Origin of the sequence: Streptococcus sp. A34 (assembly GCF_043674115.1) — a bacterium.
Lineage (GTDB): Bacteria > Bacillota > Bacilli > Lactobacillales > Streptococcaceae > Streptococcus > Streptococcus suis_V.
Window position 1 is genome coordinate 28,812 of the sequence record NZ_JBIMJM010000008.1, and the last position, 23,246, is coordinate 52,057.

Annotated in this window: 20 protein-coding genes, 1 other RNA gene and 1 pseudogene; 17 read left to right on the forward strand and 5 right to left on the reverse strand. The window is 45.7% G+C overall.

The window, feature by feature from the left end:
- The 6 genes and pseudogenes from ACHBGV_RS03850 to ACHBGV_RS03875 all read left to right on the forward strand — a co-directional run bounded on the left by ACHBGV_RS03850 (position 1) and on the right by ACHBGV_RS03875 (position 6,986).
- Positions 1 to 1,578, forward strand: a complete 1,578-nt coding sequence (locus tag ACHBGV_RS03850; protein ID WP_172091518.1) for a hypothetical protein — start codon at positions 1 to 3, stop codon at positions 1,576 to 1,578.
- A gap of 12 nt (positions 1,579 to 1,590) precedes the next feature.
- Positions 1,591 to 2,637, forward strand: a complete 1,047-nt coding sequence (locus ACHBGV_RS03855; protein WP_394735670.1) for an MmcQ/YjbR family DNA-binding protein — start codon at positions 1,591 to 1,593, stop codon at positions 2,635 to 2,637.
- Positions 2,638 to 2,923: 286 nt separating this feature from the next.
- A pseudogene (locus tag ACHBGV_RS03860) lies at positions 2,924 to 3,328 on the forward strand (alpha-hydroxy-acid oxidizing protein); the annotation flags it as partial.
- A gap of 78 nt (positions 3,329 to 3,406) precedes the next feature.
- The gene (locus ACHBGV_RS03865) at positions 3,407 to 4,015 is read left to right on the forward strand and encodes a glutathione S-transferase family protein (RefSeq protein ID WP_105123437.1); all 609 of its coding nucleotides are present in this window, start codon (positions 3,407 to 3,409) and stop codon (positions 4,013 to 4,015) included.
- A gap of 467 nt (positions 4,016 to 4,482) precedes the next feature.
- Positions 4,483 to 6,156: an ABC transporter ATP-binding protein gene (locus ACHBGV_RS03870; protein ID WP_394735671.1), complete on the forward strand. Its 1,674-nt coding sequence runs from the start codon at positions 4,483 to 4,485 to the stop codon at positions 6,154 to 6,156.
- Positions 6,153 to 6,986 carry an energy-coupling factor transporter transmembrane protein EcfT gene (locus ACHBGV_RS03875; RefSeq protein WP_105111212.1) on the forward strand — a complete coding sequence of 278 codons (834 nt, stop codon included), beginning with the start codon at positions 6,153 to 6,155 and terminating at the stop codon, positions 6,984 to 6,986. Before ACHBGV_RS03870 ends, ACHBGV_RS03875 begins: the two co-directional genes overlap by 4 nt.
- A gap of 106 nt (positions 6,987 to 7,092) precedes the next feature.
- On the opposite strand, the gene rsmG is transcribed toward ACHBGV_RS03875, so the two are convergent.
- The 3 genes from rsmG to recU all read right to left on the reverse strand — a co-directional run bounded on the left by rsmG (position 7,093) and on the right by recU (position 10,648).
- Positions 7,093 to 7,806: a 16S rRNA (guanine(527)-N(7))-methyltransferase RsmG gene (gene rsmG / locus ACHBGV_RS03880; RefSeq protein WP_172067951.1), complete on the reverse strand. Its 714-nt coding sequence runs from the start codon at positions 7,804 to 7,806 to the stop codon at positions 7,093 to 7,095.
- 72 nt (positions 7,807 to 7,878) lie between these two features.
- Positions 7,879 to 9,996: a penicillin-binding protein PBP1A gene (gene pbp1a, locus ACHBGV_RS03885; RefSeq protein WP_394735675.1), complete on the reverse strand. Its 2,118-nt coding sequence runs from the start codon at positions 9,994 to 9,996 to the stop codon at positions 7,879 to 7,881.
- A gap of 31 nt (positions 9,997 to 10,027) precedes the next feature.
- Entirely contained in the window at positions 10,028 to 10,648 is a 621-nt protein-coding gene (gene recU / locus ACHBGV_RS03890; protein WP_105111215.1) for a Holliday junction resolvase RecU, read from the reverse strand.
- Positions 10,649 to 10,719: 71 nt separating this feature from the next.
- Here recU and ACHBGV_RS03895 point away from each other — a divergent pair, with 71 nt between their 5' ends.
- The 5 genes from ACHBGV_RS03895 to ACHBGV_RS03915 all read left to right on the forward strand — a co-directional run bounded on the left by ACHBGV_RS03895 (position 10,720) and on the right by ACHBGV_RS03915 (position 14,693).
- The gene (locus ACHBGV_RS03895) at positions 10,720 to 11,256 is read left to right on the forward strand and encodes a DUF1273 domain-containing protein (protein ID WP_172059504.1); all 537 of its coding nucleotides are present in this window, start codon (positions 10,720 to 10,722) and stop codon (positions 11,254 to 11,256) included.
- Positions 11,257 to 11,327: 71 nt separating this feature from the next.
- A complete protein-coding gene (gpsB, locus tag ACHBGV_RS03900; RefSeq protein ID WP_172022718.1) occupies positions 11,328 to 11,657 on the forward strand; it encodes a cell division regulator GpsB in 330 nt (109 codons plus the stop codon).
- A 16-nt stretch (positions 11,658 to 11,673) separates the two neighbouring features.
- Positions 11,674 to 12,051, forward strand: an RNA gene (gene rnpB / locus ACHBGV_RS03905) — RNase P RNA component class B.
- Positions 12,052 to 12,102: 51 nt separating this feature from the next.
- Positions 12,103 to 13,251, forward strand: a complete 1,149-nt coding sequence (locus ACHBGV_RS03910; protein ID WP_105123444.1) for a class I SAM-dependent RNA methyltransferase — start codon at positions 12,103 to 12,105, stop codon at positions 13,249 to 13,251.
- Positions 13,252 to 13,268: 17 nt separating this feature from the next.
- On the forward strand, positions 13,269 to 14,693 hold the full coding sequence (locus tag ACHBGV_RS03915; protein ID WP_105111219.1) for a cell division site-positioning protein MapZ family protein: 1,425 nt from the start codon (positions 13,269 to 13,271) through the stop codon (positions 14,691 to 14,693).
- Positions 14,694 to 14,730: 37 nt separating this feature from the next.
- Here ACHBGV_RS03915 and ACHBGV_RS03920 read toward each other — a convergent pair whose 3' ends face one another.
- Both ACHBGV_RS03920 and ACHBGV_RS03925 read right to left on the reverse strand, forming a co-directional pair.
- The gene (locus ACHBGV_RS03920) at positions 14,731 to 15,000 is read right to left on the reverse strand and encodes a hypothetical protein (protein ID WP_125265384.1); all 270 of its coding nucleotides are present in this window, start codon (positions 14,998 to 15,000) and stop codon (positions 14,731 to 14,733) included.
- A 10-nt stretch (positions 15,001 to 15,010) separates the two neighbouring features.
- Positions 15,011 to 15,493, reverse strand: coding sequence for an S-ribosylhomocysteine lyase (locus ACHBGV_RS03925; RefSeq protein ID WP_105111221.1), 483 nt, complete (start codon positions 15,491 to 15,493; stop codon positions 15,011 to 15,013).
- Between the two features lie 131 nt (positions 15,494 to 15,624).
- On the opposite strand from ACHBGV_RS03925, the gene ACHBGV_RS03930 reads away from it, so the two are divergent.
- From ACHBGV_RS03930 to rsmB, 6 genes are all read left to right on the forward strand, one after another.
- Positions 15,625 to 17,238: a ribonuclease Y gene (locus ACHBGV_RS03930; RefSeq protein ID WP_105111222.1), complete on the forward strand. Its 1,614-nt coding sequence runs from the start codon at positions 15,625 to 15,627 to the stop codon at positions 17,236 to 17,238.
- Positions 17,239 to 17,366: 128 nt separating this feature from the next.
- On the forward strand, positions 17,367 to 17,981 hold the full coding sequence (gene gmk / locus ACHBGV_RS03935) for a guanylate kinase (protein ID WP_105137380.1): 615 nt from the start codon (positions 17,367 to 17,369) through the stop codon (positions 17,979 to 17,981).
- 23 nt (positions 17,982 to 18,004) lie between these two features.
- Positions 18,005 to 18,319 carry a DNA-directed RNA polymerase subunit omega gene (rpoZ, locus tag ACHBGV_RS03940; protein ID WP_105111224.1) on the forward strand — a complete coding sequence of 105 codons (315 nt, stop codon included), beginning with the start codon at positions 18,005 to 18,007 and terminating at the stop codon, positions 18,317 to 18,319.
- 120 nt (positions 18,320 to 18,439) lie between these two features.
- A complete protein-coding gene (locus ACHBGV_RS03945; protein ID WP_105161260.1) occupies positions 18,440 to 20,827 on the forward strand; it encodes a primosomal protein N' in 2,388 nt (795 codons plus the stop codon).
- 162 nt (positions 20,828 to 20,989) lie between these two features.
- Positions 20,990 to 21,928, forward strand: a complete 939-nt coding sequence (gene fmt / locus ACHBGV_RS03950; RefSeq protein ID WP_394735672.1) for a methionyl-tRNA formyltransferase — start codon at positions 20,990 to 20,992, stop codon at positions 21,926 to 21,928.
- The gene (gene rsmB, locus ACHBGV_RS03955; RefSeq protein WP_394735673.1) at positions 21,909 to 23,225 is read left to right on the forward strand and encodes a 16S rRNA (cytosine(967)-C(5))-methyltransferase RsmB; all 1,317 of its coding nucleotides are present in this window, start codon (positions 21,909 to 21,911) and stop codon (positions 23,223 to 23,225) included. The genes fmt and rsmB overlap by 20 nt, the downstream gene beginning before the upstream one ends.
- Positions 23,226 to 23,246 lie beyond the last annotated feature (21 nt).

The following is a 23,246-nucleotide window of genomic DNA, read 5'->3' on the forward strand; positions in this document are numbered from 1 at the left end:
ATGTGGGAAAAATTAAAAGCAGAGCAAAAAGAAAAATATCGAACCTTAATCACTAATTTTGCAAGTCTTAGTGAGGCTTTTTCACAAAAGTCTGAATCAGATGAGGAAAATGAAACCTTTAATTATGTAGCTCCGATTATCAATTCCAAGTTCCAAGAAACAGTCTTTCAGAGGGCCTTTCAAGCTGTAGGTGAAGATATTGCCAACACTTCCTTTGATGCCTCGGTTATGGTGGACAATCAGTATAAATATCTAGTCGGAATCAAGTCTTTCGGCATTCAGTCAGGTGACCAAAAAGTTGCCCAATTCAAGAAAGATTCGCAGAGTTGGACGGAAATTCTGCAAGAAATCAAGTTTAATGCGATGATTGCTCCAGATAAAGAAACGGCCAATAAAAATAATCATTCACTTTACTTGAAATTGGCCAAGGAAATTTCCCTGCTACGTAACCAACGGATTGAGTCATCAAAGGCACAAATTCGTGGTTTTGCTTCTGATTCAACGGTGGAATCTGTTTACCATGTTTTAATGCCAACGGCAAAGGGAGCTAAGCCACAAATTTTTGTAGGGGAAACTAGCTACCTTCCAATTGATGTTGAAAATTTGCAGATTAAGGGAGCGACCAGTCTAAAGACACCGACAAATTTTGCCTTTACAGATGGCCAACATGATTACAAATATACCGCAGCAGATAGTCAACTTCACATGACATTCCATAACAAAGAGATAGTTGTAGATACATGGGATGTGGACTATGTGGAAGATCCATTTTATATTTTTGAAAATCTCCACACTTTATCTGCGGATGAGAAAGAAAAACAAGTTCTTGATACAGTGTCATGGGTTATCACAGATAAGCATGGTCATGTTGAAGAAAATTCAGGCTTTAATGCCTTTAATGGTGGAGCTAAGTTAGCTAAAAAAGATAGATTATCACGCATTCAGCGAATCCAAGAGGAATTTTTGGATCAGCTCAGCTCGGAAGAACTTGCGTTTGTAACTTATTCTTTGGAAGAAATTTTATTGAAAAAGTGGTCCTCTAAAGAAGAAAAAGCTGAAATGAAAAAAATTCGGACTGCCTTGATAAACTTTGCTCAGGAGTCGGGAATTGAAAAGCTATCTGAAAAACTGGAGAAATTGGTTTACCGTCCAGTTAGTGAAGTTTACATCCCACTGCCTGATTCTAAGAAGTTTCATGATGCTCGACCAGACTTTTTCGGTCACAATGTTGGGACATTTGATGAAACAGGCAAAAAATTGGCACTGTCGAAAGAAGAACGAACTTTTACGCTTCGTTTTCTATCATCAGGAGATGCTATTGAAGCCTACATCAATCAAGAATCAGGCAAGGCTATTCAGTCAGTGGATAGGCAAGATATTCTTGGTGAATGGTTGCTGAGAGGTGTTTTTCAATTGGCTGAGCGTGAAGTACTGACAGGGAAAAAATTAGAATCTCTGGAAATAAATGGTATTCGATTAACCAAATTCAAAAATGGTGAAATCGGTATTGAATTTATCTGGATTGATACGGAAAATCCACCAGCAGATGCGATTGGCTGGGTTAGTAGGAGAAATTAAGGAAGTTTATTCATGAATAATAAGTATAAAGCTAACCTCCCCTCCCTCCTCCCTTTCGGTTTCATCTTCTCCGATGGTCGCTACACCTACCGTGAGGTCTTCATGGAGGGGCAGTTTGAGGCGGTAGTGGAAGTCGATGAGGCTGGTCAGCTGTCGTCCTATATCTGGGATTGCGAGATGGAGGAGACTTACACTGCTCATCTGGTGACCGCACCCGCAGGAGCCTTTGTCAGCCAGGTCAAAGAGGCTTATGAGGCCATTCTTCTGCGTGTGACCGAAGCCTGCTCTATCGCTCTGCCATTTTCTAAAGACCAAAGCAACCGCATAGCCCAGCTTATCAAGGAGCAGTGGGGCGACCTTCCTGATTATCCCTTTGCCAAGTTGCCGACCTATGGGGCTTTTCGCCATCCCTCCAATAATAAGTGGTATGTCCTAGTCAGTCAGATTCCGAGGGACAAGCTGGATGGGAGCGGCTCTCAAGAAGAGGTGGAGATTGTCAATCTCAAGGTTGACGGTCGGGAAATAGCAGAGCTGCTGAGTCAGTCAGGCATCTTCCCTGCCTACCATATGTCGAAGAAGAACTGGGTGTCAGTCTTACTCGATGATACTGTGGAGGACCAGACGGTGTTTGCCCTCCTTGAGAAAAGTCGGTATTTGGTAGGACCAAAATCCTACAAGGCAGAGCAGGGACCAGATTATTGGGTTATTCCAGCCAATCCCAAGGTCTATGATATCGATACCGAATTTGCGGAAAATAAGGTAGTCTATTGGCCACAAAAATCAACCATTCAAGCCGGGGACATCGTTGCCATTTATGTCACGGCACCAGTACAGGCCATTCGTTATGTTTGTCGAGTCTTGGGGGCGAACCTAGAAAATCACAGGGAATCAGATATTCCGACAGAAAAGAAACTCATGCAGGTCGAGTTGATTGCACAGTTGTCGGATGAGGTGTTACCGAGATCACGCATAATGGACTTGGGAGTCAAGGCGGTACGTGGACCTAGACGGTTGACCAAGAAGGCTATTGAGTACTTGAAATGTCAGTTGAAAGAGTGAAGTGGGTTTGATAGCAGTTTTAAAATTAGGAGGTCTCTAAGTCTTTCTACATTGAAAAATCAAGGGGCAGGGTGCTAGGCATCTTGCTCGTTTTCCTTATTATGCTAGCTAAAAATTCTTGAATTTGTTGCAATATCAGGGGGCTCAAGAGCATTTTCTCATCAGCGACCAGCGGTAGTCAACCTACTTTGAGCAAGAAAAAATTAGGTTGACTACGGCTGAGAAACTGGAGCTCTATTTTTCTCTCTTCAAGGGACGGAGGGATGTTTATGCCCGGTCCTATCTTGCTGAAATTGCTATCCAAGCTGGCTCAGCAGGTATTTGGGTCTCCAATCATGGTGGTCGCCAATTAAACGGCGGTCCTGCTTCCTTTGATGTCTTGCGTGCCATCACCGATAGGGTCAATAAACGTGTGCCAATCGTATTTGATAGCGGTGTTCGCCGTGGGTCTCATGTCTTTAAAGCCTTGGCTAACGGTGCCGATATTGTGGCGCTCGGTCGTCCCATTGTCTATGGTATTGCGCTAGGCGGTGCTCAAGGAACACAAAGTGTTGTCGAACATTTGAACAAAGAGCTCAAGATTGTTATGCAACTTGCAGGTACTCAAACCATAGAGGACATCAAGCGTGCGCCTCTCATTTGTCAGAACCCAATCAATGATTCTTTTTTGGTTGAAGAGAATGGAAAATAATTTCTGGAGAGTTTTTCTCAAACAGAAGTGCCATAATAGAGCTAGAATACTACTTAGCTAAGCGAAGGAGGAATGTTTATGAAACTGTATTATGCACCGGGTACTTGTGCTCTTGCCTGTTGGATTTCCTTGGAGTGGTCCGGTTTAGATTATGAGGTTGAGCGAGTTAAGCTGGGTTCGGAAGAGTATCTGAAAGTCAATCCTTTGGGAATGGTGCCGGCCTTGGACGTACCAGATTATAAGATTGTGACTCAGGCCAATGCTGTTTTGAATTATATTGCTGCAAGCAGTCCAGAAAGTCAGTTGGGACCAGATGCAGACCTGCAATCTCAGACAGAATTTAATGAAATTATGGCCTTCTTGACAGGAGATTTTCATCCATCCTTCTGGCCGATTTTCAGTCCCAACCGCTACACGGTTTCTAAAAAAGCAGATGAACTTGACGCTGTTGTCCAAGCAGCCTATCAACGGGTTGACCGTGTCATGACCTTCCTTGATGGCTTAATTGGCGATACAGACCATGTGTATCGCAACCAACGTACTGTTGCTGACCCCTATGCCTTTGTTATGGCGACTTGGTCGGTCAAAACACCAAAACCGTGGACAGAATACCCAAATCTGGCTCGTTTCATGAAAGCAATGAAAGAGGATGAAGCAGTAGCCAAGGTTTTACAACTATCAAAATAAGTAGATGTGTAAGGGGATCTCAAATTCCCTTATGAGTTTGTAGACAAAGCCTCTTTTAGGACTTTCCTGAGGTGATGCCGGACGGTAGTAAATTTTCTTGTTTCTGGGTTTACTCCTCAAACAGTCTTCCAGACTGTTTGAGCTACCTACGGAATTCCATACCTAGCCATTGAGCCTAAGGTCTCAATAGCTCCGAATGCTTGAGACGACAACGTCTCAAGCATTTTCATCACAGCGGAAAGTCTCGGTGTAGGCCCGCTTCGCTCGCAAAATGAGACTAATTTTTTAATTTTTCTAGCAGAGCTACTCAGTTTATTTTTCCAAAGTATAGTCTGTCTACATTCTGGTAAGGGAAAATAAAATTATTCCCTTATTTTTATCCCTAAGTTGTTAAAAAAATCAGAACATTCAGAAGTTTTTAGTAATTCTAGCCGATTTTCAGTCATCTTTTTGGTATAATAGGTACTATGGAAAAACTCATTGAATTCAAGGATTTTAGCTTTCAATACAAGGCCCAGCAGGAGCCGACACTGAGGGATATCAACTTAAGTATATATAAAGGTGAGAAAGTCTTGATTGTTGGACCTTCGGGCTCTGGTAAGTCAACACTGGGTCAATGTCTTAACGGCATTATTCCCAATATTTACCAAGGTAGTCATAGTGGCCAGCTCTTTATAGATGGTCAGGAGGCTTTTGACCTGTCTATTTATGAAAAATCCCTGCTAGTATCGACTGTTTTGCAGGATACGGACGGTCAGTTTATCGGTCTGTCTGTGGCAGAGGATTTGGCCTTTGCCTTGGAAAATGACATGGAAAGTCAAGAACTGATGCAGCAAAAAGTGGCTGATTGGTCCAATCGTTTGGAATTAAACCAGCTTCTCAACCACCGTCCCCAGGACCTGTCTGGTGGACAGAAGCAACGGGTCAGTCTGGCAGGTGTCCTGATTGATGAAAGTCCGATTTTGCTCTTTGATGAACCTCTGGCCAATCTGGATCCCAAGTCTGGACAGGACACCATTGACTTGATTGATCGCCTGCACCAGCAGGAGGGAGCGACCACCATTATCATCGAGCATCGCTTGGAAGATGTTCTTTATAGACAGGTGGACCGCATCGTTCTCATCAATGAGGGACAAATCCTATTCAACGGTCAGCCGGATCAACTCTTGCAGACCAAGCTCTTGGTGGAAAATGGCATCCGCGAGCCACTCTATTTGGCAACCCTACGGGCTATGGGCTACTCTCTGGAGCAGGCAAATTCTTTATCAAGCCTGTCTGGTCTTGATTTGACAGGACTTCAATCAGTGGATTTGCTCTTAGACCGAGAAGAGGTCCTTGCCAAGCCGAGCTTGCTAGAGGTTAAAAACCTGAACTTCTCCTATCCGCAGAAACAGGCCCTCAAGGACATCCATTTCACCCTCTACAAGGGGGAACGTCTGGCTATCGTCGGGAAAAATGGAGCCGGAAAATCGACCCTAGCCAAGGCTCTCTGTGGTTTTCTGGATGTGGAAGGAGACTTTATCTGGCAGGGGCAATCTATCAAGGACGATTCGGTCAAAGAACGGGCCGAGCGGGTTGGCTATGTCCTGCAAAATCCCAATCAAATGATCAGCCAGAACATGATTTTTGATGAAGTGGCCCTCGGTTTGAGAATGCGTGGAGTGGGTCAAGAAGAAATCGAAAAGCGAGTACACAAGGCTCTGGAAGTTTGTGGTCTCTATTCATTCCGTAAGTGGCCGATTTCAGCCCTATCCTACGGTCAGAAGAAGCGGGTGACCATTGCCTCCATTTTGGTGCTGGAGCCGGAAATTATTCTGCTGGATGAGCCAACAGCTGGGCAGGATGAGCGTCATTACCGTGAGATGATGGATTTCTTAGACGAGCTCAATCGACAAGGTCATACCATTGTCATGATTACCCATGATATGCAGCTGATGCTGGATTATTCGGACCGGGCCCTGGTTGTGGTGGATGGTCAGATTATTGCGGACCAGTCTCCAGCGGAAATCCTTTCGGATGCCGCTATCATTGACAAGGCTAATTTGAAAGAGACTTCTATTTTCCATTTGGCTCAGAGAATGGGAGTGGACCCTCTGGCCTTGACCAACTACTACATGCAGGAAGAAAGGAGAAAGCTATGAGCCAGCAAGCACTTATCGGCTACCAGCAGGGACGGGGCTTTATTTATGAACTATCTGCTGTCAGCAAGCTCCTCTTTTTCTTGATTGTGTCCATCTTGGCCATGATTACCTATGATACGCGTCTGATTATTTTCATCGCCCTCTTTTCCCTCAGTCTTTTCAAGCTATCGGGTATTGATTATAGGAAGGTGTCTTTCGTTCTGATTTTCACGACCATTTTTGCCCTCCTGAATGCGACCATGGTGTATGTCTTTGCGCCTAAGTATGGGGTCGAACTCTATGGGGCGGAGACTGTCCTTTTCAAAGGTTTGGGGCAATACTCCGTGACTAGCCAGCAATTGTTTTACTTGCTGAATTTGTTGCTCAAATACTTTTGCACAGTTCCTCTGGCCATTATCTTTTTGATGACAACCCACCCTAGTCAATTTGCCTCCAGCTTGAATACAATCGGGGTGCCCTATAAGGTTGCCTACGCTGTTAGTCTGACCATGCGCTACATACCAGATATTCAGGAAGAATTTTATGCCATTCGCATGTCTCAAGAGGCGCGTGGCCTGGAATTGTCCAAGAAAGCCAAATTGATGGACCGGATCAAGGGCAATCTGGCCTTGGTTATCCCTTTGATTTTCAGCTCACTTGGTCGGATTGATACCATTTCAACTGCCATGGAATTGCGCCGTTTCGGAAAAAATAAAAAGCGGACCTGGTACACCTACCAGCCCCTGAAAAAAATGGACTATCTGGTCCTATCCATCATCGCTCTACTGGTTCTAGTAACGATTAGCCTATTCTTTATCAATGATGGTAGGTTTTACAACCCTTGGGCATAAGATAAGAAAAAACGAGTTTCGATTGCGAAACTCGTTTTTGAAATTGTATTCACAAGTAAGGTACATGTAGATAAGTGCTCAGGCACCGAGCTGTGAATACCGGTTCTTATAGTGGTCGTTTATTGGGCATGCCTGCCTTGCGTGGAAACTTGTTCGGGGTTTCCTTTTTCTTTTCGACAATGGTCAGGGTACGCGGGTCGCCATTGGGCAGCTCATAATCATGATTCTCCAAGACCTTTGCGAACAAGAGGTTGAGAGCATTTTTGGCCTGGGCTAATTCGTCCTCGGCACTGGATGCTTTGAGGGCAATCAGCTTGCCATTGAGCTTGAGATAGGGGATGGTCAATTCTGATAGGATTTGCATGCGGGCTACTGCGCGAGCGGTCACGATATCAAATTGGGCACGGAATTGCTTGTCCTGGGCAAAATCCTCTGCTCGTCCATGGTAGAAATGGACCTTGTCCAAGCCCAGCTCCTCAGCCAGAAGATGCAGGAAATTGATTCGTTTGTTGAGGGAATCAATGATGGTCACGTCCAGCTCAGGATAGATAATCTTCATGGGCAGGCTAGGAAAACCTGCACCAGCCCCGATGTCCAAGAGTTTGAGTGCTTGATTTTGGATATGACCCTGCAGGATTGGTGCAATAGAATCATAAAAGTGCTTGAGATAAACGTCCTCTTCCTGGGTAATAGCTGTCAGGTTGATTTTTTCGTTCCATTCTACTAGGAGTTCAAAGTAGCGGTGGAATTGGTTTTTCTGCTGTTCTGTTAATTGAATTCCTTGGTCTGCCAAGGTCTTGTAAAATACTTCGGGTTTCATAGTCCTATCTTATCATAATTTTCAACAAAAGAAAAACCTTGGAAGGCGATAGTTGCCTTTCAAGGTTGAGTCTTACTGACCTTGTGAGTCAGCAGATGGAGTGGTTGGTTGTTCAGAAGAATTGCCTGTTTCGGAACCAGTTTCTGTTGATTGAGCATCGCTAGAATTTTCAGTACTCGTATCCTCACTAGTTGTAGGTTCCGTTGAGGACTCTTCGCTCGTCTCACTGGTTGTCCTGCTATAGCTATAGTAGTTATAAACTGGACCAGTATAGCCGTTTATGTAGACGTTGTTTCCATAACGGTAGAGACCGTCAGGTATTTCCCAATCTGCAGTTCCAACAGGATTTAGATAAGTCATCATATTCCGATAGACATCGGTTGCGACACGCATGCCACTATCCAATACTGGAATCTTACGATTGCTGTATCCTGTCCAGACAGCCATAGAGTATTTAGTAGAGAAGCCAACGAAGTTCTCGTCAGGAACAACTATACTACTATAACTTGCTCCAGGAGTAGAGGCAATGATTTCCTTCATCTCATCGTCTGGGTAGTTGGAAGTACCGGTTTTACCAGCTTGAGGAATGCCATAGATGGCAGCATTAGTACCTGGGCCAGATGTCAATACGCTCTTCAACATATCGACCATCATGTAGGCTGTTTCAGGGCTCATTGCACGACTGCCTTCAGGTTCAAACTCAGTAGTTGTTCCGTCGGTGTAGACAATCTTGTTGACATACTGTGGTTTGTAGTAGGTACCACCGTTAGCAAAGGCAGCATAGGCTGCGGCCATTTTTTCACTACTAGCACCGTATTTTTTATCAGGATTGGTTGTGTTGCTGGAAATAGCATTAGAATAGAACATTTCTGGGTAGTCGATACCGAGCTTGTTCAAGAATTTTAATGAATTTTCTAAACCAACAGCCTGTAGTGCCTTGATGGCAGTGGTATTACGAGAAGATTGGATGGCTGTTTTGAGGGTCACATTGCCGAAGTAAGCATTATCCCAGTTATTGACTGGAGTGGTAGTGCCGGGATAATTATAAGGCGCATCCAATATAGTGTCAGCAGTCGATTTATAAATACCCTCTTCAATAGCAGGTGCGTAGTCTGTAATTGGCTTCATAGTAGAACCAAAGTCGCGGTTGGTTTCAACGGCTTGGTTGGTACCGAATGAAGAATTACTGTTTTGATTACGCCCGCCGAGCTGGGCAACGACGTGTCCGTTGGTAACATCGATAACAGTTGAAGCTACCTGGAAGGTTGGATCTGGATAGGCCACGTACATGTCTGTGTTATAGATATTCCAGAGCTGTTGTTGGGCAGCTGAGTCAACGTTGGTGTAGACCTCCATACCTGTGGTTAAGAGATTGTAGCCGGTTTTTTCTTCGACTTCATTGATAACCTCTTTCAGGTAGTTGTCCATGTAGGCTGGATAGGCGGGTGCATTTGACAGGGGCTGGAGACCGTCTGTCACCGGTGATAGGACTGCCTGCTCGTGCTGTTCAGCCGTAATGTATTTTTCTTCTAACATTTCTCCTAGAACCAAGTCCCGACGTGCTTTTGCAGTTTCTGGCTGAGTGTAGGGGTCGTATTGGTTAGGAGCCTGGGGCATACCTGCCAGTAGAGCCAATTGAGGAAGGGTCAATTGATTGAGTTCTTTTCCGTAGAAGGTCTTGGCAGCCGTCTTCATACCATAGTTTCCGTTTGACATATACACTTTATTGATGTAGTACGTCAAAATTTCCTGCTTGGTATTTCGTCTTTCCAACTGTAGAGCCATCCAGGCTTCTTGGATTTTCCGCTTAATATTTTGGTCCTGGGCAGATGTTGAGAAGTAGGTCAACTTAATCAACTGCTGATCCAGTGTCGACCCCCCTTGAAGACGTCCTCCTCGTAGATTATTGAGGAAGGAGCCAGCGATACGAATGACGTCTACACCGCGGTGGTTGAAGTAACGCTGGTCTTCAATGGCTATGATAGCGTTGACCAAGTCGGTCGGAATTTCAGCAGTAGTAGCATTGGAACGTTTTTCTGCCCCCAAGTCCGCAATTAGAGCCCCGTCCTTGTCATAAATCTTACTCGACACGGTCGCAGTAAGAGAGTCTTCTGTCAGTTTAGGAGCTGTAAAGATAAAGAATAGGGTCACAAGACCACCGATAATTACCGTTGTTAAGAATGCGATAATTCCGACGTTTGTGATAAGCAAGAGTGCTTTCTTAAGGGTTGGATTTTTCAACTGAGTCACCACCTAATAGTTTTTCTTCGACAATGGTCAGATAGGGGACGCTGGGATGGGTCCCTAACTGAAAGGCATAGCCATGCTCGCGAACATAGTGCAAGGGCATGGATTTATTGCCCTGAACAGCTTGATAGTAATCTATCAGCTCTTTTGCCGGGAGTAAGTAAGATTCTTTTAATTCTGAAAAGTGTAGAAGGACAAAGCAGATACCGCCTTGCTTGACAACTTCCTGCATATGTTCCAACTGGTGGGCATGAAAGTTTTTCATGGGCATGGAGGTCTTCTGACGGGTTTCCTTGGCTTCAAAGTCAATGTAATGTCCCTTGAAAACGCCGGAATAGTCCGTTGTTGAGGCCTGTCTGAAATAAGCTTCGACAATTTTGGCCCGACTTCGTTTTGGGTAGTCTACCTTGACAATCTGGACAGGGGTCGGTTTCTTATGGATGACCGCAATTCCATGGGAAAGGTAGTAAGCATTGCTCTCATTGATAGCAGCTTCAAAGGACATCCCACGATTGGCAAAATTAACCGTTTCCTTTGCAGAATCTTTTTTTGTTCTAGTGATTTTCCTATTTATCTGATGAGGATAATTGACCATAGAACTCCTTACTGATAAAATAATATCAGCATATTATACCATAATTAGGGAAAAGAGTACAAGAAATGCACATCAAGAGCCTTTTAGTAACAGGCTATCGTCATACTGATTTGGGAATTTTTTCAGATAAGGATACAAAATTAGTCATCATCAAAGAGGCTATTCGCAGAGACCTGATCAAGTTTTTAGAAAATGATGGGGTAGAGTGGTTTATTCTGACTGGAAATCTGGGCTTTGAGTATTGGTGTTTGGAAGTTTTGTTGGATTTGAGGCAGGAAGGCTATGACTTTCAGATAGCTACCATTTTTTCCTTTGAAAGCCATGGAGAGAATTGGAACGAAGCTAACCAAGTCAAGCTAGCCCGATTTAAGCAGGTCGATTTTGTTAAATACCTCTATGTTTGCTATGAAAATCCTGGGCAATTTAAGCTGATTAACCAGTTCTTGTTGGACCATACGGAGGGAGCCTATTTATTCTATGATCCTGAAAATGAAACAAACTTGAAATATCTCTATACTTCAATCGTAAACAAAGAAGATTATACTGTTAAGGTACTGAGTTTTGATGATTTAAATGAAGTAGCGGAAAATTTTTCTAATTCTGAGTGATTTGGCTTGATTTTTCCTTATTTTTTTTAATATAATAGAAGTAGTGATGTTTAAAGAAAAGGATGAGACAGATGGCGAGTATTAAGTTGACGACAAAGGATATCTTTGAGCAGGATTTTAAGATTGGTTTTCGTGGTTATGATCAAGACGAGGTCAATGATTTTCTTGATGAAATCATGAAGGATTACGATGCCTATGAAGCCATTGTAAAGGAATTGAAGGGCGAGATCGCTAGGCTTAAAGCCCAGCTGGCAAATACTTCTCGTCAACCAGCCCCTGTTGCAGAGGAGCCAGAAGCTTTCCGTGCAGAGCGGATGAGTTCAGCCACAAACTTTGATATTCTCCGTCGCATCAATCGTCTGGAGAAAGAAGTCTTTGGTAAACAGATTGCCCAAGAGTAGTAGATAGACATGTGTAATTTTCGGATAATCGCGTGGTAGTAATCTACCATGAGGAAAGTCCATGCTAGCACCAGCTGCAATGCTGGTAGTGTTTGTGCTAGGCGAACCAATAAGCCTAGGGACGTCTTTGACGTTACGGCGGTTAAAATGGCTACGTCCTTGGATATGCCAGAGTAGGCCTGAAAGTGCCACAGTGACGAAGTTTTTATGGAAACGTAAAAAATGGAACGCGGTAAACCCCTCAAGCTAGCAACCCAAACTTTGGTCGGGGCATGGGATGGATGGAACGGTACTCCCAGAGTAGAACAGAAATCCTGACTGCGTAAGCGGTAGACAGATGATTATCGAAGGTGGTAGGACCTAGTACCACTGGAACAAAACATGGCTTATAGAAAATTGCATAATAGGTGGCTAGCTTTGCTAGCTTTTATTATAGAGGAAAAAGATGAAAAAACAATTTGAATTGATTGCGACAGCGGCGGCTGGTTTAGAGGCGGTCGTTGGTCGTGAAATTCGAGAACTGGGCTACGACTGTCAGGTTGAAAATGGGCGCGTGCGTTTCCAAGGTGATGTCAAATCTATCATTGAAACCAACCTTTGGTTGCGTTCGGCAGACCGGATTAAAATTATCGTGGGGAGTTTTCCCGCACGCACCTTTGAGGAACTCTTCCAGGGGGTCTTTGCCTTGGACTGGGAAAACTATCTACCCTTGGGCAGTAAATTTCCTATTTCAAAAGCCAAATGTGTCAAATCCAAGCTCCACAATGAGCCGAGTGTACAGGCCATTTCTAAAAAGGCTGTCGTGAAAAAGTTGCAAAAGCATTTTTCGCGTCCAGAAGGCGTTCCCTTGCAGGAAGTTGGGGCAGAGTTTAAGATTGAAGTCTCCATCCTGAAAGATGTGGCCACGGTATTGATTGACACGACGGGTTCCAGCCTCTTCAAACGTGGCTACCGCGTTGAAAAAGGTGGCGCACCCATTAAGGAAAATATGGCGGCAGCCATTTTACAGCTGTCTAACTGGTACCCAGACAAGCCTTTGATTGATCCGACTTGTGGTTCGGGCACTTTCTGTATTGAGGCGGCCATGTTGGCTAAGAATATGGCTCCGGGGCTCAAACGCAGTTTTGCCTTTGAAGAATGGCCTTGGGTTGATGAGGAGCTGGTTGCACAAGCTCGCAAAAATGCGCAGGCAGCGGTTAAATCTGACCTAGTCTTGGACATTGCCGGTTCAGACATCGATGCCCGTATGGTTGAAATGGCCAAGAAAAATGCCTTTGCGGCCGAAGTAGACCAAGATATTGTCTTTAAGCAAATGCGCCTGCAGGACTTGCATACAGACAAGATAAATGGTGTTATTATTTCAAACCCACCTTACGGTGAGCGTTTGTTGGATGATGAGGCCATTATCAAGCTCTACCAAGAAATGGGGCAAACCTTTGAGCCTTTGAAAACATGGTCTAAATTTATCTTGACCAGCGACGAGCAATTTGAGCAGCGGTTTGGAAAACAAGCAGATAAAAAACGGAAATTATACAATGGTACGCTGAAGGTTGACTTGTATCAATTCTTTGGTCAACGAGTAAAACGTTCATAAAATAAAGTGAGGTAGATATGTCAAAGAAACATGAGAAGGCACAAGCAGAGCCAGTTAAGGACGAGCAGATTCTGGACTTTGAAGCAGCAAAAGATATGACCATCGGTCAGGCAGCACAAAAACAGCAGGAAATTGAGGCTGGCATTACCGATACGGATGGCCTTTTAGACCGCTACATCAAGCAACACCGAGATGAGATTGAATCTCAAAAATTTGAGACAAGAACAATCCCTGTCATCAAGGATTCGACTGTTATTCCGGTGGTTGAATCAGCTAGCTTGACTTCGGATGAGTTGGAAACGGCAGCTGCAGCTGTGGCAGCACATTCACAAGAAGAACCGAAGCCAGTTGAGTCAAGCCCTGTTGTTGAGCCTCTAAAAACTCCTGCAGAAGAAGTCGCTTATTTTGATTTGACAGATGGATCCGAAGAAAAGCCCAAGAAAAAAGGATTCTGGATTTTTGGAACCCTCTTGGCGGCATTGATTGCTATTTTGGCTTCCCTCTTTTTCTGGATGAACCAAAATAATGCAGGTCAGACAGCTTCTAGCACTTCGTCATCAAGTTCGACCAAACAGTCTTCTAGTACAACCTCATCAAGCTCAACTCCATCCGAGTTTACAGACTTTACCAAGCTGTACGAGAGCTTCTTTACGGATTCGAGCTTGTCTAAATTGAAGAATTCAGAATTTGGTAAATTAGAGGAATTAAAGGCACTCTTGGACAAGATTGATCCAGACAGTGATGCTTATAAGGAAGCCAAGGCCAACTATGATAAATTAGAAAAAGCTATCGCAGCTGTCAACGGCATCAATGAACAATTTGATAAGCCGATTCTTGTTGATGGCGAATTGGATACCACGGCGACTGTTAAGGCTGGAGCAACTCTAGAAGCGGTTGCGACTGGAATCAGCGGTGTTGATGCGACGATCACTTCAGCTGTAAACTTTGCTCGATCACAAGAGGAAAACCAACAGGCTGTTGCTGGAGCGGTCGCACCGGCTGAACAAGCAGCGCCAGCTGCCCAGGCTGGAACCCCAGCACCAGCTCCTGCAGAATCAAGTGCAGCATCAGCGCTTGCCAGCGCGTCAACAAGTCCTGCCGAAGTGCAAAATGCAGCATCCCAATTCGGGATTCCAGTTCCTCCTGGTGTGACCTTGCAACGTCACTTGAGCCGCGTGCCTTATAACCAAGCCATGATTGATGACGTTAACAATCCTGCTTGGACCTTTAACCCAGGTATTTTGGAAAAAATTGTCGAAACATCTCAAAAACGTGGCTATATCACAGGTAATCAGTATATCTTGGAGAAGGTCAATATCATCAACGGTAATGGCTACTACAATATGTTTAAACCAGATGGCACCTATCTCTTTTCTATCAATGCTAAGACCGGTTACTTTGTCGGAAATGCGCGTGGAAATGCGGATGCCTTAGATTATTAGGAACATCAAAAAAAGCGGGAGACCGCTTTTTTTGATGTTATGGTGTGGTTTCAATTTCATCTACAGACAAAACTGCCTGGCTGGAATGGACGAGATAGGTCGTTCCGTCTTCAAAGCGAATTTGCAATTGGTCGCCATCGCTGTAATCAGTCCACTCTTTGACCTTACCAGTCTTGACGCTTCCATCGGGAAGTTTGACCTGGGCGTAATTGAAGGTGTAGTTGGTGTCAAAAACTGTCTTGTTACCGCAAGCTGACAGCATCATCAGGCTAGCCAGTGCCAGAGCAACAAGAAGGATTTTCTTCATACCAAGCTCCTTAAATGGGTTTTCGTTCAAAGGCATCTATCGAAATGCCCTGAGAAAGGATTAGTTTGGCCCATTCTTTGGCAGAATGGAGGCTGTGGTCCTTGTAGTTACCACAAGACTCGATGGTTGTCCCAGGAACATCTTCCCAGCTAATGCCGTCTGCGATTTCTTCCAAACTAGATTTAATGACTTCAGCGATTTGGACAGAATCTTGCTTGCCCCACATAATCATGTGAAAACCGGTTCGGCAACCGAAAGGTGAGCAGTCGATGAGTCCGTCAATCCGTTGGCGAATCAGCTTAGCCAGCAGGTGTTCAATGGTGTGCAACCCCGCTGTATCCATGGCATTTTCATTGGGTTGGATGAGGCGAATATCAAAGTTGGTGATGACATCTCCCTTTGGTCCAATCTCCTCAGAAATCAAGCGGATATACGGGGCTTTGACGATAGTGTGGTCCAGTTCAAAACTTTCTACAATAACTTCTTTGGTCATAATTTCCTCCATTTGGGTTGATGAAAACATTATACCATATTTGTCAATTTGCAATTGTGAAATCGTTTAAATTATGGTAAAATAGATTCAGATTTTGTGTAATGCAAAATAAAATTGAAAGAGGTAGGAAGATGGATATCATTACACTTGTAGTGACCTTGATTTCTGCTCTCATTGGTTTAGTAATTGGTTACTTTGCCATTTCTTTGAAGATGAAAGCTGCAAAAGAAACTGCAGAATTGACACTTTTGAATGCTGAACAAGAAGCAAGTAATGTTCGTGGTCGTGCGGAAGATCAAGCTGAAGCTATTTTAAAAACAGCTGAGCGTGATCGCCAAACCTTGAAAAAAGAATTACTCTTGGAGGCCAAGGAAGAGGCTCGTAAATATCGAGAAGAAGTAGCAAATGAATTTAAATCAGAACGACAAGAATTAAAGCAAATTGAGTCACGATTGACTGAACGTGCGAGTAGCTTAGATCGTAAAGATGATAATTTAACAAACAAAGAGAAGGCTTTGGAGCAAAAAGAACAAAGCCTGACGGATAAAACTAAACATATTGATGAGCGTGAGCAAGAAGTCGCGAAATTAGAAGAGCAGAAAGCTCTTGAGTTGGAACGTGTTGCTTCGCTGAGCCAGGAAGAAGCCAAAGAGCAGATTCTTGCAGCGACTCGTGATAAATTGACCCACGAGATTGCAACCCGTATCAAGGAGGCTGAGCGAGAGGTCAAAGAGCGGTCTGATAAGATGGCCAAAGACCTTCTAGCGCAGGCCATGCAGCGAATTTCGGGTGAATATGTTGCGGAACAAACTATTACCTCGGTTCATCTGCCGGATGATGCCATGAAGGGCCGAATTATCGGTCGCGAAGGTCGCAACATCCGTACCTTTGAAAGCTTGACAGGGATTGACGTTATCATTGATGATACGCCTGAGGTAGTTGTCCTTTCCGGTTTTGACCCGATTCGCCGGGAGATCGCGCGGATGACCATGGAGACCCTGCTTCAGGACGGTCGTATCCACCCGGCTCGTATCGAGGAGTTGGTGGAGAAATACCGTGTTGAGATGGATAACCGCATCCGTGAATATGGTGAAGCGGCTGCCTATGAAGTAGGCGCTCCTAACCTGCATCCTGACTTGATTAAGATTATGGGACGTCTGCATTTCCGTACCTCCTACGGTCAGAATGTGCTCCGTCACTCGATTGAGGTGGCCAAGTTGTCAGGTATTTTGGCTGCAGAGTTGGGTGAGAATGTTAATTTGGCCCGCCGTGCTGGATTCTTGCATGACGTCGGTAAGGCGATTGACCGCGAGGTGGACGGTAGCCACGTTGAGATTGGTACAGAATTGACCAAGAAATACAAGGAAAATCCAGTGGTTGTCAATACGGTTGCCAGCCACCACGGTGATGTGGAAGCAACTAGCACTATTGCTGTGATTGTTGCAGCAGCGGATGCCTTGAGTGCAGCTCGTCCAGGTTCACGTCGTGAATCGATGGAGGCCTATATCAAGCGTCTCCAAGACCTGGAAGAAATTGCTAATAGCTTTGACGGCATCAAGCAGGCTTATGCTATCCAGGCAGGTCGTGAGATTCGGATTATCGTTCATCCAAATAGAATCAGTGATGATAAGATTACGATTCTGGCTCATGATGTCCGTGAGAAAATTGAAAATAATCTGGATTATCCAGGAAATATCAAGATTACGGTCATCCGTGAAACACGAGCAACTGACATTGCAAAATAAGACAGAAGGAGCTTCGGCTCTTTTTGTTGTTCTTCAAGAGCCGGAAAAATCTGGTTTCCAGATTTAAAATCAGTTGATATTTGCTGAGAATTTTGCTACACTAGAATGAAAGATTTAAAGGAGATAACATGCAGGAAAGAGGCTTACTCATCGTATTTTCCGGTCCTTCTGGTGTAGGGAAAGGAACAGTTCGGCAGGAAATTTTTAGCCATCCAGGTAATAAATTTGAGTATTCGGTGTCTATGACGACCCGGGCTCAGCGTCCAGGTGAGGTGGACGGGGTTGATTATCATTTCCGGAGCCGAGAGGAGTTTGAGGAGTTGATTCGTCAGGGACAAATGCTGGAATACGCTGAGTATGTTGGCAACTACTACGGTACACCCTTGACCTATGTCAATGAAACCCTGGATAAGGGAATCGATGTCTTTCTTGAGATTGAGGTTCAGGGTGCCCTCCAGGTCAAGAAAAAAGTGCCAGATGCAGTTTTTATTTTCCTAACTCCGCCAGATTTGGAAGAGCTCAAAGACCGTTTGGTCGGTCGTGGGACAGACTCGGAAGAGGTTATTGCCCAGCGGATTGAGCGTGCCAAGGAAGAGATTGCTCTCATGCGTGAGTATGACTATGCCATTGTCAATGATGAGGTGCCAAAGGCAGCGGAATTGGTCAAGCGCGTGATTGAGGCGGAACATTTCCGTGTGGACCGTGTGATTGGCAAGTACAACGATATGATTAAAAATATTTAAGTTTAGAAAAGAGAATAAGTTCTATGATGTTAAAACCGTCTATTGATACCTTGTTGGACAAGGTACCATCTAAGTATTCATTGGTTATTTTAGAGGCTAAGCGTGCTCACGAATTGGAGGCAGGCGCTAAGCCAACGCAAGAATTTACTTCTGTAAAATCAACCCTCCGTGCCTTGGAAGAAATCGAGGCAGGCAATGTGGTCATCCATCCAGACCCAGAAGCGAAACGTGAGGCTGTTCGTCGCAAGGCTGAAGAAGCAAAACGCTTGGCTGAAGAAGAAGAGCGCAAAATCAAAGAACAAATCGCCAAAGAAAAAGAAGACGGCGAGAAAATCTAAATTCAAAACTCGGCTGGGGGACCATCCGGGTTTCTTTTCCATTTGACAGTCTTTTGAAGTATTTATTGAACCATTGATAAGAGAGTAAAACCTCTCCAAACCATCACGAAAGGAGGACCTATGTACGCACAGATTATCGTAGACGTGCCGCTAATGCAGACGGATCAAGCCTATACCTATCTAGTGTCTGAAGAATTTGAGGCGGGAATTGTACCTGGTATCCGAGTCCATGTGCCCTTTGGAAAGGGTAATCGGCTGATTCAGGGCATCGTGGTCGGCTTGACTGAGGAATTGCCAGAGGGGACCCAGGACATCAAGCCCATTGTGGAAGTGCTGGACTATTCGCCAGTCCTCAACAAGGAGCAATTTTGGCTGGCAGACCAGATGCGCAAGACGGTATTCGCCTACAAAATCACCCTGCTCAAGGCCATGCTACCCAGCCTCCTCAACTCAACCTATGACAAAATTCTCCGTCCTGGGCTTGGTTTGGAAATAGCAGAGCAGGAAAGCCTGTTTGGCGGTAGGGACCAGGTCCGTTTTTCAGACCTGGATGTGTCTGAGCAGGCCCGCATCATGCGGCTTGCCCAGGCAGGCAAAATCTTGGTCGACTATGTGGCCAAGGACAAAAAGCAAATCAAGACTGAAAAATGGTACCGGGTAAATCGGGACCAGCTCATGCAAGCAGAGATACCCGCCCGTGCCAAGAAACGGCTGGCTTTGAAGGCCTACTTACTGGAACATTCTGATGAACAGCCTCTAGCCAGCTTGAAAAAGGACTTTTCAGCTGATACGCTCCGCTATTTCCAAGAAAATGCCTATATAGAAGTCTGGGAGGAGGAGGTCTCGCGGACCCAAGCTCTCTTTGATAAGGTAGGGGTCAGCCAGGCGCTTTCCCTCAATCCAGAGCAGGCCATAGCGGTCAAGGAAATCCTGTCCAAGGTCGGCCAGGAGAGCCAGACCTATCTGCTGCAGGGGGTGACAGGCTCTGGCAAGACAGAGGTCTATCTGCAGGTCATTGACCAGGTCCTCAAGATGGGTAAGACGGCTATCATGCTGGTGCCGGAGATTTCGCTGACGCCCCAGATGACCAATCGTTTTATCGCGCGTTTCGGCCAGCAGGTGGCCATCCTGCACTCAGGCCTGTCAGACGGGGAGAAGTACGACGAGTGGCGTAAGATTGAGCGGGGGGAGGCCCAGGTGGTGGTCGGTGCCAGGTCGGCGATTTTTGCTCCCTTAAAAAATCTAGGAGCCATTATCATCGATGAGGAGCATGAGGCGACCTATAAGCAGGACTCCAATCCTCGCTACCATGCCAGAGACGTGGCAAAGCTGCGGGCGGACTACAACCAGGCTGTCCTGGTTTTGGGGTCGGCTACGCCAAGCCTAGAAACTCGTGCCCGTGCCAGTCGCGGTCTTTACGGTAGGCTGGTCCTCAATCAGCGGGCCAATCCGCAGGCCAGGATACCAGAGGTCCAGGTCATTGATTTCAGAGATTATATCGGCCAGCATGAGGCTAGTAATTTTACGCCGGTTTTGATAGAAAAAATCCAGGAAAAGCTGGCTCGTAAGGAGCAGGTGGTCCTCATGCTCAATCGCCGTGGCTATTCTTCCTTTGTCATGTGTCGGGATTGTGGGACGGTGGACCAGTGTCCAAACTGTGATATTTCTTTGACCCTGCACATGGACAGCCGGTCTATGAATTGCCACTATTGCAATTTTCAAAAGCCCATTCCCCAGGTCTGTCCTAACTGTCAGAGTCGGGCCATTCGCTACTACGGTACGGGGACCCAGAAGGCCTATGATGAGTTGCAGGAATTGCTGCCGAATGCTCGTATCCTTCGGATGGATGTGGACACGACCAAGAAAAAAGGTGCCCATGAGGCCCTTTTGGAGAAATTTGGTCGACAGGAGGCAGATATCTTGCTGGGGACCCAGATGATTGCCAAGGGACTGGACTTTCCAAATGTGACCTTGGTAGGGGTGCTCAATGCGGATACGGCGCTGAATTTGCCAGACTTCAGGTCATCCGAGCGGACCTTCCAATTATTGACCCAGGTGGCTGGTCGAGCAGGTCGGGCAGACAAGGAGGGGGAGGTCATTATCCAGACCTACAATCCCAATCATTATGCCATTGCCTTTGCCAAGAACCAGGACTACGAGGGCTTCTATCAGTATGAGATGAGCATTCGGAAAAGTCTGGGCTATCCACCTTACTATTTCACGGTGGGCTTGACCTTTTCTCATAAGTCGGAGGATCTTGTCATCAAAAAGGCCTATGAGACGGTGCAGCTCTTGCGGGAGAACTTGACGGAGCAGATTCAGATTTTGGGGCCGACGCCCAAGCCTATCGCCCGTACCCATAATCTTTACCATTATCAAATCATTCTCAAGTACCGGCGGGAGGAGCAGCTGGAGCAGGTCCTCAATCGGATTTTGGACTGGACCCAGGAGCGGGACAACCAGGACTTGCGCCTGGTGATTGATAATGAACCGCAAAATATGATGTGATACTCTTTGAACATTGACAGTATCTGTTCTTGAGGTACAATATATGAGGTTGGACAGGTGTGTCCAGCCTTTTTGCTATCTAGATTTCAAGTCCCAGTTAAGGCAATTATCCATAAAAATGGTATAATTAAGGGATACTAAATAGAGGATGAAGGAGCAGAGATGACAAAATTGATTTTTATGGGAACGCCTGAGTTTTCAGCGACTGTTTTGAAAGGTATTTTGGCAGAGGGCTCCTATGAGGTTTTGGCGGTGGTGACCCAGCCTGACCGAGCGGTTGGGCGCAAGAAAACCATCCAAATGACACCGGTCAAGCAGGTGGCCTTGGAGTACGACTTGCCTGTTTACCAGCCGGAAAAATTATCAGGCAGCCAGGAAATGGCGGACATTATGGAATTGGGAGCGGACGGAATTGTGACAGCGGCCTTTGGTCAATTTTTACCGACCAAGCTGCTGGATTCTGTTGACTTTGCGGTCAATGTCCATGCCTCGCTCTTGCCCAAGTACCGCGGTGGCGCGCCCATTCATTATGCCCTTATCAACGGAGATGAGCGTGTCGGAGTGACTATTATGGAAATGGTCAAGGAAATGGATGCGGGCGACATGATTTCAAGCGACAGCATTACCATTGAAGAGACAGATAATGTCGGCACCCTTTTTGAAAAACTAGCGGTGGTCGGTCGTGACCTGCTTTTGAAAACCTTGCCGGGTTATATGGCTGGCGACATCAAGCCGGTGGCACAAGACCTTGCACATGTGACCTTCTCGCCCAATATTCAGCCTGAGGAGGAAGTTTTGGACTGGGCCAAGTCTGCACGCCAGATTTTTAATCAGATTCGTGGTATGTATCCTTGGCCGGTTGCCCATACCTATTGGCAGGGAGGGCGCTTTAAAATTCAGGAGGCTTTGGAAGTGGAAGGGGCTGGCAGACCAGGTCAGGTCATTGAAAAGACTAAGAAAACACTGGTCATCGCCTGTGGCAGCTCTGCTATTTCCCTAAAAACCGTTCAGCCAGCGGGCAAGCCCAAGATGACGATTGCGGACTTTTTGAATGGGGCTGGCCGTGAGATTGAGGTAGGAGATGTCTTTGGTGAACAGTAAGCAAACAGCGCGTGGACTGGCTCTGGCGGTCTTGACAGAGGTCTTTGAACAGAGAGCCTACTCCAATATCGCCCTCAACAAGGCCTTGGAAGGAACCAACCTGTCAGCCCAGGACAAGGGGCTGGCTACGGAATTGGTCTATGGTACGGTGTCACGAAAAATTACGCTGGAATGGTATCTGGCCCACTTTATCGATGACCGGGACAAGCTGGACAACTGGGTTTATTACTTGCTCATGCTGAGCTTGTACCAGCTGCTTTACTTGGACAAATTGCCTGTCCATGCCGTGGTCAATGAGGCGGTGGAGTTAGCCAAGCGTAGCAAGGGAACGGACAAATTTGTCAATGCCATCTTGCGGAAAATCAGCCAGGCGGACCTGCCTGACCCAGCTAGTATTAAGCGGAAGAACAAGCGTTTGTCAGTTCAATATTCTGTCCCAGTCTGGCTGGTTCAGACCTTGGTTGCGGAATATGGTGATGAGAGGGCGGAGAAGATTTTTGCTAGCCTGCACCAGCGTAATAAGGCTAGTGTCCGTGTAACAGATACTAGCTGTCTGGATGATTTGCAGGCAGCATTGGGAGCGGAGCGGTCGCACTTGTCTCCTGTTGGCCTAGTCAAGTCCCATGGACATTTTGCTGGGACGGAGGCTTTCAAGTCCGGTCTTTTGACCATTCAGGACGAGACCAGCCAGCTGGTGGCTCCGACCTTGCAACTTGAGGGCCATGAAGTCGTACTGGATGCTTGTGCGGCACCTGGTGGTAAGACCTGCCACATGGCGTCTTACCTGGATAGTGGGAAAGTGGTGGCCTTGGATCTATATGACCACAAGCTGGCTCTTATCCAGGAAAATGCGGACCGCCTGGGCCTTTCCGATAAGATTGAAACTCAAAAATTGGATGCCAGTCGGGTGCATGAAGTCTTTGGTCCAGATAGTTTTGACAAGATTTTGGTGGATGCTCCCTGCTCCGGCATCGGGCTTATCCGTCGTAAGCCAGATATTCGCTATAATAAGGCTGGTCAGGATTTTGAAGCATTGAAAAAAATCCAGTTGCAGATACTGGACAGCGTTTGCCAAACCATTAAAAAAGGTGGTATAATAACCTATAGCACATGTACCATTATTGCAAAAGAAAATCAGGAAGTTCTTCGAGAATTTTTAGACAGTCATCCTGATTTTGAACAAGTTGCATTAACACATCCAGAATCATCAATTGTGACAGAAGGAATGATACTGATTACCCCTGAACTTTTTCAGACAGATGGCTTTTTCATTGGTCAGCTGAGAAGACGATTCTAGAAAAGGAGGCTGTTGCTTAGC